Here is an 18,290-nt window from a genome sequence, read left to right as displayed (position 1 = left end):
CAATTACGCCCGGAAACGGCTGGGTGAGATTGAGATACTGGAGCCCGTGCGCAAAGCACTGGAAACGGTGGAACGACATGCCGACAAGATTCTGCAGCGCTGGTATTCAACCTATACCAATGCCCGTATGGAAGGGTTGAACAGCTTGTTCCAAGCGGCCAGAGCAAGGGCTAAAGGTTACCGGAACACAGGCACGTTCATAACGATGATTTACCTGATCGCCAGCCCTGTGGCAGACATCCTGAAATCCATATGAAACGGCGAAGAGCCATAAATTTAAGCAGGAATATCCCTGCAATATCCAGGAAGCTTTTCTGTTTTCCGGGCGGCCTGTCTTTGATCCAAAACACACCGAAGCCGCCAGACATGAGTGCTACTCACCCAAGTGGCAATGCGAGCTAACACCCAATGGACTGAACAGGCAGAAAAAAGGGCTACTGAAAATATGGTACCCACCAGATGGAGCCCAGCAATACGTGATTGGCTGCGATGTTGCTGAGGGATTAGCTCCGATCAATGACAAACACAAGCACGGCGATTATTCATCCATCGACGTGTTGGACCGTTCCGGATACCAAGTGGCCCACTGGTCTGGCCATGTGGCACCGGATGACCTGGGCAAGATGCTTAACCATCTCGGGCGTTACTACAACAATGCCCTGCTCGGAGTGGAAAGAAATAACCACGGCTTGACCACCATCACCAAACTGAAAGACCTGAAATATCCCAATCTCTACATGGAAACCACGGTGGATCAGCGCACCCAAAAGCGCACCAAACGTTTGGGATGGCTGACCACCACCAAATCAAAACCCTTAATGATTGACCATCTGGCAGCACTTCTCCGGGATGCCGACGCAGGGATCTGCAATCTCGACACCGTGAAGGAATGCCAAACCTACGTCATTGAAGACAACGGAGCCACTAACGCTCAGGAAGGTTGCTTTGATGATCAGGTGATCAGTTACTCGATAGCTCAGCAAATGGTACTGAAGCTGCCAAGACGGAAGATCAATATCAACGAGCTGCAGTATCGCTCCCCGGGGAAATCAGCGTACTGATGGAAAGGACAATCATAATTTTTACTCAGCAGATGGTTGGGAACTGGCCAGCCATTATGGCTGGTCACCAGCTTGAGTGGCGTCGGCGCAGCGGCAAAAGGAAATAGGACTGGCATGGAATACGGACTGATTCAGCTCGCCACCCCGGACGAGGTCACTCAGGCGGAAATAGCGGAAGCCCAGGGTAAAGAACAGGCGGTGAAAGATGCCTTTGCTTCTGACCTGTACAGCCGCTGGCAGGGGTACCGGGAATCTCGTCGTGAAGTGGAAGATGAATGGCTGGATGCCTTGCGTGCGGTAAAAGGTGAATACGGTCCGGAGCAGGAAAAGGTGATGGAAGAGCAGCAGGCCTTGAGCCGTGTATTTATCAAAATCACCGCCACCAAAGTGAATGCTGCCTACTCCCGGCTAATTGATCTGTTGTTTCAAAATGTCGATTCATTCTGGGATATAGTCCCCAGTCCCATGTCAGATATCCCCGCTTCTATCAAACGACAGATCCGGATGATGGCTATCCAGGAACTGCTGCCTTATCAGCTGGATCCAAGAACCAGAAACCAGCTGATTCAGGAGCGCAATGATGAAATGGAGCGAACACTGTTAGCCGAAGCGATGGAAAAAGCCAACACTGCCGCCATGAAAATGAAGCGGCTGATTAAGGACTACCTGATCAACGCCAACGGTTTAACTGAAATAAAAAAGATGGTGCGGGAGCAGGTAACACTGGGCACAGGCTGTATCAAGGTGGCCACTCTCAATATCCGTAACCATGAGAAGTGGGAAAGCGAAGGCGACGAATGGAAGCTGACCGAGCAGCAGAGCATCGAGCCTGACATTGAGTGGGCCAGTGTTTTTGATATGTTCCCCGATCCTTACTCTCATGACCCCGGAAAGCCCAATGATCTGTTCCGTCGCCATGTATTGACCAAACATGAGCTGCGAGAGTTGGCAGGAAGCCCCGGTTTTGAATACGACACAGTTCACACAATTCTGATGGAATGCCCACAGGGCAATCATGTGCCTGAAGATTACGAGCGGGAACTGCGAAATATCAACAATAACGATGAGCAGTACGTTACGCCCCATCGTTACGATGTGCTGGAGTATTGGGGGCCAGTCGATGGCCACCAGCTGATGGAATACGGCGTCACGGATATTGATGAGCAGTCGGAATACCAGGCCAATATCTGGATCTGCGATGGCCGGATGATTATGGCCAGGCTCAACCCGCTGAAGCCGGAAGCTATCCCCTATAAATTTGTGCCCTACGAGAGTGTGCTTCATCGTTTCTGGGGAATCGGCATCCCCTACATGATGAACGACAGCCAGGATGTAATGAACTCCACCGGCAGAGCCTTGCTGGACAATGCTGCGCTGACAGCAGGCCCCATGTTCCAGATGGATGTGAGCAAACTGCCGGAAGGTGTTTCACTGGAAGACGCCAAGAAGATCTACCCCTACCGACTCTGGTTCTACGATGGTGAGGCTGGGGAAGGCCCGATGATTGATGCCATTAACATCCAAAGTAACCAGGGTGACCTGTCCGGTATCTTTGAAATGTTCCGGCGATTTGCGGATGAAGAAACCTCACTGCCCAGTTACACCCACGGTGAACAGACCCAGAGCCTGAACAAAACCGCCAGCGGTATGAGTATGCTGATGACAGCCGCCAATGTGGCCTTGAAAAGCGTGGTGAAAAATATAGACGACTACGCAACTGTTCCCCTGATTGACAGCCTGTTCAATTTCGCCATGCGTTGGAGTGACAGTGAAGATGCCAAGCGGGGCGATCTGGATGTGGTGGCCATGGGCAGTACCGCACTGGTGGCTAAAGAGCTGCAATCGGAACGGATGATGAATGCCCTGAACGTCAGCATGAATCCGGTGTTGGGTCCCATGACCGATCACCGCTATCTGTATAACGAATACCTGAAAGCCCTGGATATTGATCCAGATAAAGCCCTGAGACCAGAGGAAGAACTCTATGCCCAATCCAATGCACCTGAAGCCGCAGGAGGCGGAAGCCGTTCTGACGATGAGCAATCGTCCGGAGTACGAAGAGGTAGAGGAACACCTGATGCGCAGGCGCAAGTTACTGCTGGAGAAGCTGACAACGTGCCAGGATTCAACCAACTTGCGCATCCTGCAGGGTAGAGTGCAGGAGTTGGATGACATTATCGCCTTGCAGCTCAGGGCAGCGACGTATTTGAAACAGCAGTAAAAACTAATCCGCTTCGGCGGTTTTTTTATGCCCAAGGATGGGCGGTATCCCGAAAATGCACGACTGCATGGATGCAGGAGATAGAGCAACGCAGGAGCAGTTGCCGAGGAGCAATTTTCGGGGAATGTCCAGAGATGGACAGAATGCCAGGAACGCATGGAGCGTTTACTGGTGAATGCTTGAAGAAAGTGGACAAGCGACGGAGCCCCACGATCCGAAGGTCAATCCATATTGTGGACAAGCCATAGCGCCCCACAGAGAGAGTGAAGATGGCAGTTGATGCCGAAAAGCTGGATCAGGAAACGGATGCTGAACTGGCAGCATTAATGGGAATGGTACCGGAAGCCCCTGACGAGCAGGACAAGCCCACCGACCAGAATCCGCCCGCTGATGAGTTACCCCCGCCACCTGCACCGGAGCCGGAAGCTGCTGACGAAGAGTCAGAGCCGCCTGCCCCCACATCTTGTGAAGACAGCGGTGAAGACTGGCAGGACAAGTACACCAAAGCGGAAGAGTCCCGCAAGAATGCCCATGCCCTGATGACCCAGGCTACGCAGAAGGCGGCCGATCTGGAGCGCAGCAATAGCGACCTTCAACGACAGATGACCATGCTGCAGGCCAAAGTCGATCTGCTTAGTCAGCAGAGCATCAGCCAGCAAGGTGCACCGTCGTCTAACAGCAAACCATCGTCGTTGGATAAGTTTCAGGAACTCCGCAAGGATTACCAGGAGCTGGACCCGGTGTTCAACAAACTGGATGAGTCGGAGCAGCTGAACCAGAAACTGGAGCAACGGCTGGCCGCTATTGAGCAGGCTCGTAAAGAGCAGGAGGCCGAGCAGGCCCGACAGGCATTTTGGGAAAAAGTGCGAAGCCTTCATCCGGATGTGGAGCAGATTTCCGCCAGTGAAGACTTTAAGGGCTGGTTTGCCAGACAAGGAGCTGACGTGCAGGAGTTAAGCCGCGTAAGCCCCCTGGGAGCTGCCCAGGTGATGACACTCTACAAGGAGTCAGCCGGTCTTAATGCTCCCAAGCCCAACCCAGCGCAAAAAATGCAGCAGGCAAAACAGATGAGCGAACCGCCGGTGCGGTCCCGTTCAAAACCGACCACACAAGGTCGTCAACCTGCCATGACACTGGACCAGATTGCGGCCATGCCGCAGAAAGAGTTTAACGACAATGAAGAAAAACTCGATGAGATTCTGGCTCAGTGGATAAAGCAGGGAGGACGGCTCTAACGAAGTCTCGAAAGAGATTCAAAGGACCTGAATCATGGCAACATCTACGTTTCCAACGGGCGCTATGGCGAATGCCCTGTCCGTTATCTATTCCAAAAAGCTCAACGCCAAATTCTATAAACGAACTGTGTTGTCTGCTATCTGCAACACCAACTGGGAAGGTGAGATCCAGTCGGAAGGTTCCAAGGTAGTGATCCGTACCCGTCCGGATATCAATGTGGACGATTATGATCGTGCCACCGGGGTTGAGTATCAGGATCTGGAACCACCCAAGGTGGAACTGCCCATCGACAAAACCAAGTATTACGCCTTTGTGGATGACTACATCCAGAGCGCCCAGGCCAATATCGAGCTGATCAACGAGTCCTCTGCCGATGCTGCAGAGAACATGAAGATCGCGGTAGACGGCGATGTGCTGGGGAATATCTACACCGATGTGCATGTGGATAACAAGATCGACGGCGGCGGTACCGGTTTGGTTGTGGATAAGTCCAACGTGCTGGATTACATCGTCGATATGGGCACGCTGCTGGATGAGAAAAACATCCCCGAGTCTGGCCGTTGGCTGGTGTTGCCACCCTGGGTCTGCGGCATGATCAAGAAGTCCGAGCTGAAGGATGCTTCTCTGGCTGGTGATGGTACTTCCATCATGCGTAATGGTCGCCTTGGGATCATTGATCGCTTCACACTTTACTGCAGCAACAATCTGGCCAACGCAGCCGGTGTTACCCAGTGCCTGGCAGGTGTGAAAGACTTCGCCGGATTTGCTTCCCAGTTTATCAAGCATGAAAGTCTGACGTTGGAAAAGCACTTCGGCATGGGGCATCGAGGCCTGCAGGTGTATGGCTACAAAGTGCTGAAGCCCGACGCTGGTGTGCTGCTGGCGGCCAAGCGGTCTTAACTTCCCATAGCCCGACCTGAGTCGGGCTCTTTATATGATAAGGATACTTAACCATGGCTTTTGATCTGGAAACCTGCCGTAGCAAAGATGAACTGGAAGCCTTTGCCCGGCAGATGTTTAACGTAGAGCTGGATAAGCGGAACAAGCTGGATCAACTAAAAGACGAAGTACGTCAATTAATGAACGGCGGTGAGCCACCCGCAAAGCAGGATGGGCTGCAGGAAGCGGAAGATCAATTCAGGCCAGCAGCCAGTAATAAAGAGCTGCGGTTTGTACTGAACAAAAATAACAACAGCGTTTTTCATTACAATCCACGGCTGGCTAAACGAATCGGGGTGGATCTGGAGTTTTGTGATCAGCAAGGCAATCGGTTGTAGGGATCTGCCATGAAGGTCATCAGCATTATCCAGCGGGTTCGCAACCTGCTTCAGGACAATACCACCGTTCCCAGGTGGAGCAATAACGATCTGCTGGATGCCTATAACGAAGCACTGCTGGCAGTGGTGCAGAACCGGCCTGACGTGAACTCGCAGTTACTAGCTTTTACCTGTCAGGAACAGGCAGTTCAGTCGCTGCCGCCTGGCACCTACCGACTGCTGGATATTGTGGATAACCCGGGCACTGGCAGAACGGTGATTGCGACTACCCGCAGTAGCCTGGATAGCCTGTTGCCCAACTGGATCACGGCCACAGGCACGGAAGTGGAGCAATTCGTCTACGATCAAAAAAGCCCCGCTGTCTTCTATGTATATCCGGTACCACCAGCGAATCATCAGCTAAACCTGTTGGTCAGTCAGGCACCTGCACGAATAACCATTACCGATTTTGAAACGGATACTCAGCTACTCAGTCTTAATGAGCTGTGGCTGAATCCTGTGATCAACTACATGTTGTTCAGGGCTTTCAGCATGGATATGGAAACAGAAGCCAATATGCAGCAGGCCCAGAGTTACCTGGCCATGTTTGCCAATGACCTGGGGCTGAAGTGGAACGTGGATCAAATGTTCCGTCAGATGCTTCAGGGCAAGGTGGAGGGATAAATGGAACTGGACGCCTATCTTTCCCGAATCAGGCCTTATGCCAAGGGCTGTCCGGATCGGGTCATCAAAAACTATCTGATCATCACCCTGCGGGATATTTGCCACCGGGCGAACCTGTGGCGGCACAATGACAAGCTGTTTATGGTCAAGGATATAAAGCAATATTCGCTGACCGCACCCACGGGAACCGAGATTGCCACGGTGCAGAACATCCAGCGGGAGGACGGTACCCGGCTGGAAAGCCGTGACCTGCTGCCACCATACATTTCCACTGGAACTCCATACTACTACCGGCACTTTGAGACAACGACACTGACCGTCGCACCGATCCCGGATAAGAATGAGATGCACGACATTGAACTGACATTGATGCCTGCCTTTGATGCCGTGGAAGTGCCGGATGATCTGGGCCAGCTGACCCTGGAGTTTGCCTGCTGGGGCGTACTGGCTGATCTGCAAATGATGCCTGACGAGCCCTGGACCAATCCACAACTGTCAGAAGTGAACCGGCAAAAGTACGAACGGGAGCTGAATAAAAAGCGCATTCGTGGACTGGTGGGTGCCAGTGGTGGTGAACAGTCGGTGACCCGCAGGAGATTTGTCTGATGCCATTGCCCACATCCACAGATCTTCCACCTATCCTTCGGGGCGACAGCTTCACTATTCCGGTCGCGTTTACTGATGTTAGTGACCAGCCAGCGGACCTGTCGGGCTGGACATTAATTTTCACCCTGAAATTTCACCGGATGCAGCCTGACAGTGAAGCGGTGTTGCAAAAGCGACAGACCGTTGCCGGTACTGAGGCAATGGTTATTGTCACACCGATGGATACCAATGAACTGACACCCTATCGCTACGAATACGATATCCAGCTTTCCACTCCGGACGGTACCGGTGTCAGAACCTTTATGATGGGTACCATAACCCTCACCTCCGGCGTCACACACTCCATTCGCTAAAAACAGGACAAGGATATGTCAGACCCGAAACTGGCGGATATCAAGGTATCCCTGATCGGTGAGGCCGATCTGATTGTGGCTCAACGGCAGGCCGTAGCGGAAGACAAGATAGCCATTGAGCAGATGAAGGCTGATATTGAAAACATGCAGTCTGATGTGGACAACGACCAGAGTGATGTTGCGACCCGCCATACAGATATCGTCGTTAAACATGGGGAGGTGGAAGCGGATCGGTCAGAGGTATCTAGCAACCGGCAAGATGTGGAAGACCGACAGACTGATATCATCAATCGCCAGAACGATGTGACCAGTCGACAGTCAGATATCACCGTCAAACACAATACCGTGCTGAACACAGCAGCGACGGTGGCAGAAGATAAAGCGCAGGTTGCCAGTGATAAGGTAGACGTTGGTAATACCGTCACTGTATTCAACACTACCGTCACAAATGCCCTGCAAGCACTCACTGATGAAAGCGACCAGCAAAATACCAGAGTTATCGCTACCGGAGAAAGCCAGGAACAGCGGGTGATTGATGCTGGAGATACCGAACGGGATGACGTTGTCCAGGAAGGTATCAACCAGCGAAACCTGGTTAGCACCGAGAGCACCAACCAGCAGACGCTTATCGCCGACAAAGGTACTGAACAATCTGACCGTGTAAAAGCTGAAGGCGATGGTCAGGTACTGAGGGTTCAGACTGAAGGCAACAACCAGATCAGTCGGGTCATTGCAGAAGGCGATACCCAAACCGCTCGATCCAGCAGCGAGGCGGATCGTTCACTCAATGAAGCCAACCTTGCTCAAACCCATCGGAATTATGTTGAAGACTTCGCCGGTCGTTTTGGTGATGTGAATCAGGCCATTACCGATGCTACTGACCAGGCTGACCGGGCCAACACCGAAGCGGACCGTTCCAAAAATGAAGCCGCGCGCTCATCCGAAAAAAACGCCCTTGCAGAAAGCCATGCTGACAGGGCCGATGCTGCCGCTAATCGCGCAGACCAGATTGCTGAACTGGAAACCGTCCGTGATGCCCTGATCGCCTCAGCGGTGCCCGCGCCGGATTTTCATCTTCCCCTGGTTTCAGACCTGTATATTCGTGAAGGATTCGGCCCTGCCGATCAACTGGATATTTCAACGGAGCAGGATGGCAGCCAGCTGGTCAATCTGCCTACCCGCTCAGCGTCGTTCAGTCGGGATAGCATCAAGTGGTATACCAATAAATCCGGAGTGCTGACTAAAGCAGAAATCAATGAGCCTGCCTTTGAACAAGAAGGGATTTTGGTCGAGGGTAGCAGCACCAATATTGTCCCCCGTAGTAATCATTTCGCATCTCACTGGGTAAAGTACCCCGATAGCTCGACCACCGTGATTACGGACAATGCCGAAACCGGTCCCGATGGCATTGAAGGTTCTGCATCCCAATTAGACTTTGTTGGCAATAGCGCATGGCTGCTGACGTACAATTTAGGCAGTGCCGACCAGACCAAAGCCCATACCGCTTCTATCTGGATGAAAGGCAGTGTGGGTGGTGAGCAAATCAAGATTGATTTTAAAAATCAGGCATCGGTGGGGCAACAGGGAGATACCTTTATTCTCACCACCCGGTGGCAGCGCTACCAGGTCAGTTCTGTTGATCCTGGTGATGGCAATCACAATATTCACGGCTTCCAGATCCGTAAAAACGACGGTGTACCCGGCACCATTTTTATTTATGGAGCCCAGTTGGAACCACTGCCTTTTGCTACCTCCTATATTCCAACCATTGGCAGCACGGCTACCCGGTCTCCCGATTATCTGCGTTTCCAGCGAGCCTGCAACCTGGTGGAAAGCTCAAGAGTCCCCATGAGCTGGAGCATAGATTTTAATCGTTTAGGCGATGTACCCGGTAAAACGGGTTATATGATCTTTTGCTACGGCCACAATATTGATTCGGGAACCAATGGTTGGGCGCTTGTGGTCTGGCCCAGTTCAGATGCCTATGGTGGTATGCGTGTTCGTCAGGGAATTGATCTGGTGATGCCGATCATTACCGATACGGAGATGCACCGGTTGATTACATCTGGAGAAGAGCAAAAATTGGTGGTCTACCTTGATGGCCAGCTGACAGGTTCGGGTAACCAGGAAAATTTGACCCGACTCTATATTTCGGAAGAGGTTTCTCTCGGACACGGTGGCGACCAGTGCATGTATGGACATATCCGGGATTTTAAAATCTGGCATCGGGCGTTAACCCCTGAGCAGATCAGTGTGCTGGGGTAAGCCATGAAAATCGACATCACTTCCTTTACCGGAGAAGTCCCCTGGCTGGACAGCCACCTGCTGGAAGATACTCAGGCAGAAGCGGCGGTGGATTGTCGTTTAACCAATGGCAGTCTGAGAGCCTACCGTACGCCACAGGATGAACAGTTTCTGGCGGAGACTCCGCAGTCAATTTACCTGTATCGAAACGAAGGTAACCGCTACTGGTTCGACTGGACGGAAGATGTGGACGTGATCCGCTCTCCGGTAGCTGACGATCCCAATAACCGGGTGTACTACACCGGTACTTTGAAAGGACCACGCTACACCGATAACGGCTTGGCATTAAGTGGCGGCAGTGACTATCCAGTGAATGATCATCAGTTAGGGATGCCTGAGCCGGATGTGGCTCCCGTGGTCAGCCTCAGTGGCACACCGCTGGATGATGCACAGGAAGTGGATGCCGAAACACGCTTTTATACTTACACCTGGATAGACGAAAATGGTCGTGAAGGACCACCATCATTACCTTCCGGTGAGATCAGCGTGCTGCCCGGTGAAACTGTCAACCTGACAGTAGCATCTGGCCCGGGTTCGGTTGACATGAATATTACTCACTTCAGGGTCTACACGAGTACGCAAGTGGGTGTGTACCAACTTTGTACTCAGATTAATAACAGCGGAACCGTGGCCACTGATATCCCGGTTGGTGTGACCAGTGTCATGGATGAAACCCCAATGGATAAACGGGGCGATATTCTGGAAACCATCGGCTGGGTGGCGCCTCCCCATAACCTGCAAGGGATGGTGGTATTGCCCGGTGGTGTAGCCGTGGGATTCTCAGGCAAGGATCTGATGTTCAGTGAGCCTTACCATTTATATGCCTGGCCACTGGCCTACCGGTTGACCGTTGAGTATGAAATCCAGTCACTGGCTGTTGCCGCCAACAGTGGCATCATTACCACAGACGGCTATCCCTATGTGGCCTTTGGCACCGAGCCCAGTGCAATGACCCTGGAACGGCTTGATAGTGCCCATGCCTGTATCAGCAAACGCAGTATGGTGGATATGGGCGATATGGCATTGTATGCATCCCCCGATGGCCTGGTCCGGATCGCTGGTGGCCGGGCTGACCTGATGACCCGCAATATCATCAACCCGGAAGACTGGCGGGAACGCTTCCAGCCAGACACCATCCATGCCTGTTTTCACGACGGTCGTTATTTTGGTTTTTATGGTGATTCATCAAACGGCGGTGGATTTATATTCAGTCCGGATAGTGGAACCTTCACCGAGCTGGGCACTTATGCCGATGCCTGTTTCCGTGATCTGCAGGATGACAGCCTCTATCTGGCCATTGGCAACACCATCAAGGCGTGGGACAAAGGCACAGAGCTGATGGCCTACCGCTGGCGCAGCAAAGTATTCCAGGGAAAACCTGCCGCCTTTACCTCGGCACGAATTATGGCCGACAGCTACACCGACCTGATATTCCGGATATTCCGTGATGAACAACCAATACTGGAACTGCCGGTCACTTCTGACCGGGGTTTCCGACTTCCCGCAGGCCGTGGCAGCCGATGGCAGTTTGAGCTGGCAGGCACCGATACCGTTACCGCCCTAATTGTCGCCAGCTCCATGGCTGAACTCTAAGGACAGATTCCCTTTATGGCTAAATTCCCCGCACTGCCTGCAACGGTAGACCGCTATGTGCGTGAGTTTTTGAACCGGCTGGCTGGCCGCAGTGGCAACGCTGGAGATAAAGCGGTTCTGCACAGCGATTTGGCCGAGCTGGGGTTGGCGAAGGAAAAAGGACAGCGCCTCAGCATGCCAGCCACTTCCGTTAGTTCTATTACCGATACCCTGGAACCGGTCAATCCGCTGGAGCTACCGGATAACCCTACGACACCGGAGGCGCTATCAGCCGCCGGTATTATGGGAGCCATTATCCTGCAATGGCAGCCAGCCAGTTATAAAGGCCACAACCATACAGAAGTATGGCGAACACAGGTAGACGACCGTGAACAGGCATCGCTGGTTCATGAAGCCAATGGCAGCCGCTACACCGATGTTACCGGCAACACCACCACCTATTACTACTGGATACGCCACGTCAACGACATAGGCAAGGTCGGGGGCTATAACCTGTTTAACGGTATTAGTGCTGCAGGTCAGGCCGGTACTGAACAGATTCAGGCACAGGTTAAAGGTGTAATTGATAAAAGCTGGTTTACCCCGGACTGGGCCAGTTATGCCGATAACTAGGCGCAGGCTATTACCACACTGGAAAACAGCGATGTAGAGCAAAACAGCAAGATTACAACGCTGGAACAGGCCACCGCTACCCAGGCCACTCAACTGACCAACCTGACCAGCACCGTAGGTCAGAACACCACCAGCATAACCACCCAGCAGACCGTCACAGATGGTCTCAAAGCTGAATACACTTTGAAGGTGCGACAGGAAAGCAACGGGCAGATTACCGTAGCCGGAATTGGCGTGGCATCAGGTCAGGCAGACGACGGAGAAACCTTTTCCGAGATTGCTTTTGCCGCCGAGAACTTTTTCTTTACCACCCCCAACGGGCTGGTGCATCCCATGAGCATTATCAATATCGGTACTGAATCGAACCCCGACTACAAAATCATGCTGGATGCGGATGTGATGATTAACGGCCAGCTCAGCATCAGCCAGCTTCAGTCCGGGGAGTTGCAAAACGGCACCGCACTTACAGTTGGGCAGGGATCCATTGAGATGAGTACCGCCAGCGATGGCTATGGACAGATCATCATTACCGGTGCTGGTGGCATCGCCACCAATGATTACCTGGTCATCAAGGAAGGCCGGATCGAGTCGTTTGTTTACACGACATCAGCAGGTCATGTTCGCTACAAGGAGGTGCGCCGGAATGAAAGCGGTTCTGCCACCAGTGGCCAACAGGTCACCATTCCGGCTTACTTCAAAAGCCAGCCGGTAATCCATCTGGCTCCCCGTGACATATCCATCTACAACGCCAGTTATCCCAGTCAGTCCCAACGGCTTGAACTGGAACACAGTCCGGTACTGCCACACCCGGATATTGAAGGAGCCTGGGTATTTACGCCTTACTGTCGTTTAGTACTGGCTGATGGCGGCAAGACCGAGACTCACGGCCTGACCTATGTCGGCGGCAATAACAGCCAGCGGTGGGAAGTGACTGGTGTAAAAAGCCTGAAGAAAGTCACCGTCAATAACCGTGCTGCCAGCAGGCGCCATACTGGCAGCGGTAACAGTTACCAGAACCGCAAGGTGACACTGGCACTGGAATATCGGCCAGTCGGTGGCAGCTGGACCAGTGGCGGCTCCACCTCAGTGAATATAAGTCAGTTCAATACCCACGGCTTGCAGGTGAGCAAAAGCCTGAGTCAGGGGACGTATGATATTGCCGTGGTGCTGACGGCACAGGATCGCAGCGGGACGTTTACCAGCGGGGTGCTGCAATACGATTACACTCAGGCCAATAAAGCAGGCAGCAACTGGTCAAAAGTACTGGAAAGCCCTCCCGGTAAATGGGAGTACCACCAGGATTACAGTCAGTCAATCACCATTGGCAACCCTGCCCTGAGTGGCTGGGAGATAACACGGATTGATTACAGTGCCAGAGTGCAATTTACCATCAAGGCCCGTACTACTTACGACGGTAACTGGATAATGAACGGTAAAGTACCGGGCGAAGCCTACATTGAAGTGCCTAACGGGTCTGGCGGAGTGACCAAATACCGGGTTTACAGTAACACCGACGAGCCGGTTGATTATAACAACTGGAGGGCTGAAGACAGCAGGGATATTGTCGTCAACTGGTCAGACAGTACTTATAAAGATGGCGCGATAAGAGGCCCGGTCAAACTCTTTATCTCCAAGACCGGCTACACCTACTCCAGTATGACCAGTTCTCAAAATTATCTGCCTACCGCCTATGCCAGCGTCACCGTGTCAAACATCACCGCCACCGTTTACTACCGCAAAGCCAAAGGCCAGAGCAGTTCCGCCAGCAATACCTTCTACTGGGACAGCAGCAGCTACGACCTGGGAGCAACTGATATCAGCCTGACCAACTCAATCATTCACTGGACTGCTACGGGAGAATAATTATGGGCATATCCACATCACAGGGAATCATGCGTTACGGGGTACCTTCAGGAGGTGGGAGTTCGGGACTGAAGCCTGGCAGTGCCTATCAGAAAAGTCTGGACCAAATGGGGAGCTTTAATACCTTCTCTCTGGGCTCCAGCTCCTGGCCGTGGAAGAACAATACACAACCAGAAATGCCCGAAATCGCCCCCCGCTATGCCTACGATGATCAAGACGGCACTTCTCAACTGAATATCGAAGCAGCCACCGATGCCGCAGACACCCTGAAGGAATACGGCGACAAACTGTTTGATGTGTTCGATAACTACCAGACCAACTTCCAGTACCTGGGCGACAATGCAACAGTATCCGATGCCCAGCTCCAGAGCCGGTTGGGAGAAGCCAGCAGTGATTATCAGGCCAATGCGGATCTGCAACAGGCGGAGTACGAACGGGATATGCGACGGATGGGCGTGAATCCCAACTCGGCACGATTCGCCGGTTTTGGTACCAGCAATGCCCTTCATAAAGCAGCCGGGCTTTCCGCCATCCAGAACCAGACCCGGGATACAGCCAGGGAAGAAAGCTGGAATCGTAATCTGGATGTTGCCGAACTCGGACTGGATACCGCCAAGACTGCCACCGATGGCGTCAGCAGTGCCGCCAGCGTCTACAAACTGGCAGCGGATATGTTCACCGACAACAAGATCAAGTACGACCAGTTAAACGAAGCAGCCCGGCAATACGACATTGGTTATGGCTTCAAGGCAGACGAGATGAAACTGGCAGCCCAGAACCAGGCATTCAACCAGGGGCAACAGCGTTGGCAGAACGGGATCTTGCAGACTTACCAAAATAACGGGCAACTCAACTACCGGGAAAGTTTTGATTACGGCTATTAAGGACAGGAGAGTCCCATCATGTATATCGGACCAGACGGAAAAGTTTATCAGAACAAGTTTGACTCCCTGGGTCACTCCACCAAAATGCCCGGCTACGCAGAAGAACAACGCCAGATCAACGACCGACTGCATGAACTGCGCCAGCGACAGAGTGAGGCGATTGACCAGCGGCAGAATCAGGAATTACGACAACAGCAGATTGATACCGGTGACCGACAGAACTTCTACGATAACCAGCGTGAGTACGCAGGCGTCCATGGTCAGCCTTATGGCATGGGGCCGGGTCAGGCCGGACAGCAGCGAAGTGGTCAGGCAGGTTATGGGATGCCCATGGAACGCAAAGAAACCGTGGTTGATCCATTGGTACAGGATGCCGGAAAACTGAATCGGATGCTGCAAAAGTACCATCAGGGCCAAGACTCACGGGATGCAGAAGATGCTATCGGCTTTATTAACCAACACCCCGGCATCAGTGCCAACAATGTCACCGGCATCCGGTTCAACCACAGCGACCGCAATGAAGACCCGCTGGTGAGCCTGCTCGGTGACGATGGTAATCCGGTTAAGCAGTTTTACCTCAGTTCCCTCTCCAACCTGAATAACTTTGCCGGTCAAAAACAGCAGCATTACAACCCCGGCAGGCAGGTAAAAGAACCCGAAGAACAGATGAGACAGCTTCAAGCCATGGCGCAACAACTGGCAGCGCAGGAGCTGGCCGGTGAGTCCGAGGGGGTGCGCAAAAAGGAAATGCCCGCCGCCATACAACACCATTTCCAGCAACTGATGAAACAGTACGGACCCGCCAACCCGGGTTATGAAGACACCGGCTTCAGTCAGCCTAACCAGACACCGGGCTTTGGCCTGTTTGATAACCGTCAGCAGGGGCCGGAGGGAGACTACCTGGCTTACCTGCAAAAAATGCTCGGCGGAGGCAGTCAGGTAAACGACGATCCACCACCACCGGGCACCCCCGCCACGGCCACCCCGAAGCAGGGTTCTCGGGGCTACAACTTTGGCAACAACAATGCCCCCGGCACCTGGCGCAACTTCAATCCCTCCTACGGGCGCTAAATAAACCTCCCTAAAAAGACTTATTAGCCACAGAGACAAGGAGACACAGAGGAAAAGCATTAGTCTTTTTCTCCGTGTCTCTGTGCCTCCGTGGCAAAAAAAGCTCACGGATGATGCTATGAATTGGCAAGATTACACTTCCACTCCACTCTGGCAGCAAAGCGATGATGCAGAAAAAGAACACTTGCGCTATCGCTACTGGAAAGATTACCTGGCGCCCAATATTCCAGTAGAACACCACCGCGAAGCCAGAACCCTTTTTGACCAGCATACCCGTCGTCGTGGTAACCCGGAGAGCAACTATGCCGGAGACCTGTGGGATGCACTTTGGCATGGAGGTTATGCTGGTGCGGCTGATCTGGTATCCGGCGCAAGTCGTCTGGTGGGTGGTGATGGCCATAATGCTGCCAGTGATTGGTTTCGGGAAAAGTCTGAGGAACAGCTCGACAATATGTCGCCCTCCAGTGTGGAGGCGATGCAGGGCTTTGGTATCGAGCGCAAGGCAGGTGGTGGTTATGGCCTGACCGATGGCAGCACTGCTGCCGGTTTTGGTCTTCAGTTTGCCTCCGGTCTTGGCTCGCTGGCACCATCTATGATCCCCGGCGGGGTGGCCAGTAAAGGACTGGCAGCACTGGGAGCAAAAGGACTTCAGGCAACCGGTGCTGCTGCTGGTGTGAAAGGTCTGGCTGACGCCCGCAGGGTTCAGGGTTATGCCAACGCCATCGACAAGGCCAGCCACGCCATTGGTTATGGGGCAACCGGTGGTTTGATGATCGGCGGGGCCGGTGCGGAGGATGCCAAGAACGCCATACTTTCTGCCAGTTATGATCAACTGAAAGACTCACCCAGATTCCAGGAACTCTATCAGCAGACTTATGCTGCGGCTGGTGGCGGTGAGACCCGAGTGCCCTTTGAACAGGCAAAGGCATTGCTGGCAGAAGAAGCGGCCAAAGAAGCCTTTGCTCTGGCTGCCGGTGTGGGTGCGGTGTCCATGGGGATTGCTGGTCCGATTATGGAAGGGCTTGCCCTGGGCGCAACCGGTAGCCGTGGTGCCAACGCCCTGAAAGGATTGATTACCGAAGGTGCGCAGGAGTTTGGTGAAGGCTTCGGCCAACAGGTAGCAGCCAACTATGGCCAGCAGCAGGCAGGCATGGATGTTGGGCTTACCGATAGAGCCATGGATCAGGCTCTGACCGGTCTGGTTGTAGGTGGTCCGGTGGGCGGTGTGGTGGGAGGTTTCGGTCGTACCCGTAATCCGGAAGCAGTCAGTATCCTCCAGAATAAACTCAACGATCTGATGAGCCAGCACCAGACCCTGCAAGATCAGATGCAGGAACCACATGCCGACCAGACCATGTTGGCGGAGCAACTGCGCCAGAACTCGCTGGCCATTGCCGGTTTGAAAAGCCAACTTCGGGAGTTGGGAGAAACCATACAGGAGCCTGAACAGCCACAACCGGAAGCAGGGGCACAGCCGGAGTCGGAAGGTGGACCGCAGTGGTATAACTGGTCAGACCGTAACGATCCGAATAACCCTCCCGGAGGTGCTGGCGGTGGTGTGTCCGATAATCCCAATGCAGGACCGCAGGACGTCAGTGACTATGACCGGCCAGCCTGGCAACGAAACCGACCGGGCAATCCGGCAGAAGCGGTGCGATTTGGCCAACGCCATGTGGATACTGCCGAGCCTACCAGTAACCTGGAGCAGCCGAGCCATTGGAGTGGTCGCTCAGTGGGGCTGGAAGGTCAGTCACCCATAAACACGCCCATGGATACCCGGAATGTGGGTATGCCTAAGCAGGAAGTTCAGCAACCGGCACCGCAGGACAACCGTTGGAAGAACCGGACGGTGACCAGGGAAAAGCCACAACCTGCCGAACCGCCGCAACAGTCCCTGCCTTATTATCCTCCCTCCGACTTTACCGGCAATCGCTACGGCACTGTGGATGCTGATCCTGAAATGGCAAAGCAGGACAGCCAGCAGCGCCGTGCTGAGCAGATAGATCGGGCTGCCAGCCAGCATCCCGGCTCACCAGAGTACACCGGCAACCCCGATCAGGATTTAGCCAGCTACACCGAACGGATGAACAGCCTGAACCGGTTGTTCCGCTCCTTTAACTGGCAGCGCGGGGACGAAAGCAAGAAGCGTCGTGTTCGTAAGCTGATCGAGAACCAGCGCCGTTTGGAAATGAAAGCCCGAAAAAGTGGCCGTGGTATTACGCCGACATCCATGAAAGAAGCATTAGCCAACCTGAAGGCCATGGTGGAAAGTGGTGAAGGTATCCGCTTTGAACGGGAAGTCAAAGCCATTGAAGACCGCCAGCAAGAGGAAGGATTACGGCTGAATGCACAGCAAAAATCTGGAACACCGTCTGGCATTAAACCGGTGATGGGAAAGAATGGAAATCTCGACAGCCGCACGTGAGCGTGGAGAAGATAGATCGGGCTGCCAGCCAGCATCCCGGCTCACCAGAGTACACCGGCAACCCCGATCAGGATTTAGCCAGCTACACCGAACGGATGAACAGCCTGAACCGGTTGTTCCG

At 53.3% G+C, this 18,290-nt stretch carries 16 protein-coding genes; all 16 read left to right on the top strand.

Annotation, left to right across the window (positions count from 1 at the left end; translation table 11 throughout):
* The coding region (locus tag CX664_RS23075; RefSeq protein WP_146000246.1) for a transposase at window positions 1–256 on the top strand (256 nt) is incomplete at its 5' end.
* A 220-nt stretch (window positions 257–476) separates the two neighbouring features.
* Entirely contained in the window at window positions 477–1,061 is a 585-nt protein-coding gene (locus tag CX664_RS23070; protein ID WP_101749000.1) for a terminase large subunit, read from the top strand.
* A 114-nt stretch (window positions 1,062–1,175) separates the two neighbouring features.
* Window positions 1,176–3,215, top strand: a complete 2,040-nt coding sequence (locus tag CX664_RS23065) for a portal protein (RefSeq protein WP_101748999.1) — start codon at window positions 1,176–1,178, stop codon at window positions 3,213–3,215.
* Between the two features lie 336 nt (window positions 3,216–3,551).
* Entirely contained in the window at window positions 3,552–4,517 is a 966-nt protein-coding gene (locus CX664_RS23060) for a hypothetical protein (protein WP_101748998.1), read from the top strand.
* 34 nt (window positions 4,518–4,551) lie between these two features.
* Window positions 4,552–5,418, top strand: coding sequence for a hypothetical protein (locus tag CX664_RS23055; protein ID WP_146000245.1), 867 nt, complete (start codon window positions 4,552–4,554; stop codon window positions 5,416–5,418).
* Between the two features lie 53 nt (window positions 5,419–5,471).
* Entirely contained in the window at window positions 5,472–5,795 is a 324-nt protein-coding gene (locus CX664_RS23050; protein ID WP_101748996.1) for a hypothetical protein, read from the top strand.
* 9 nt (window positions 5,796–5,804) lie between these two features.
* A complete protein-coding gene (locus CX664_RS23045) occupies window positions 5,805–6,458 on the top strand; it encodes a phage adaptor protein (protein ID WP_101748995.1) in 654 nt (217 codons plus the stop codon).
* Window positions 6,459–7,064 carry a hypothetical protein gene (locus tag CX664_RS23040; protein ID WP_101748994.1) on the top strand — a complete coding sequence of 202 codons (606 nt, stop codon included), beginning with the start codon at window positions 6,459–6,461 and terminating at the stop codon, window positions 7,062–7,064.
* Entirely contained in the window at window positions 7,064–7,417 is a 354-nt protein-coding gene (locus CX664_RS23035; protein WP_101748993.1) for a hypothetical protein, read from the top strand. Before CX664_RS23040 ends, CX664_RS23035 begins: the two co-directional genes overlap by 1 nt.
* A gap of 15 nt (window positions 7,418–7,432) precedes the next feature.
* Window positions 7,433–9,682 carry a phage head spike fiber domain-containing protein gene (locus CX664_RS23030; protein WP_101748992.1) on the top strand — a complete coding sequence of 750 codons (2,250 nt, stop codon included), beginning with the start codon at window positions 7,433–7,435 and terminating at the stop codon, window positions 9,680–9,682.
* A 3-nt stretch (window positions 9,683–9,685) separates the two neighbouring features.
* Complete coding sequence (locus CX664_RS23025; protein ID WP_101748991.1) at window positions 9,686–11,314, top strand: hypothetical protein; 1,629 nt, start codon at window positions 9,686–9,688, stop codon at window positions 11,312–11,314.
* A 15-nt stretch (window positions 11,315–11,329) separates the two neighbouring features.
* A complete protein-coding gene (locus tag CX664_RS23020; protein ID WP_101748990.1) occupies window positions 11,330–11,926 on the top strand; it encodes a hypothetical protein in 597 nt (198 codons plus the stop codon).
* A gap of 9 nt (window positions 11,927–11,935) precedes the next feature.
* Window positions 11,936–13,789, top strand: coding sequence for a phage tail tip fiber protein (locus tag CX664_RS23015; RefSeq protein WP_101748989.1), 1,854 nt, complete (start codon window positions 11,936–11,938; stop codon window positions 13,787–13,789).
* 2 nt (window positions 13,790–13,791) lie between these two features.
* Window positions 13,792–14,673, top strand: coding sequence for a hypothetical protein (locus CX664_RS23010; RefSeq protein ID WP_146000244.1), 882 nt, complete (start codon window positions 13,792–13,794; stop codon window positions 14,671–14,673).
* 18 nt (window positions 14,674–14,691) lie between these two features.
* Entirely contained in the window at window positions 14,692–15,744 is a 1,053-nt protein-coding gene (locus tag CX664_RS23005; protein WP_101748987.1) for a hypothetical protein, read from the top strand.
* Between the two features lie 118 nt (window positions 15,745–15,862).
* A complete protein-coding gene (locus CX664_RS23000) occupies window positions 15,863–18,169 on the top strand; it encodes a hypothetical protein (protein WP_146000243.1) in 2,307 nt (768 codons plus the stop codon).
* Window positions 18,170–18,290 lie beyond the last annotated feature (121 nt).

Origin of the sequence: Endozoicomonas acroporae, from assembly GCF_002864045.1 — a bacterium.
In the GTDB taxonomy this organism is placed as follows: Bacteria; Pseudomonadota; Gammaproteobacteria; order Pseudomonadales; family Endozoicomonadaceae; genus Endozoicomonas; species Endozoicomonas acroporae.
This window is presented reverse-complemented; position numbering and strand designations above follow the sequence as displayed.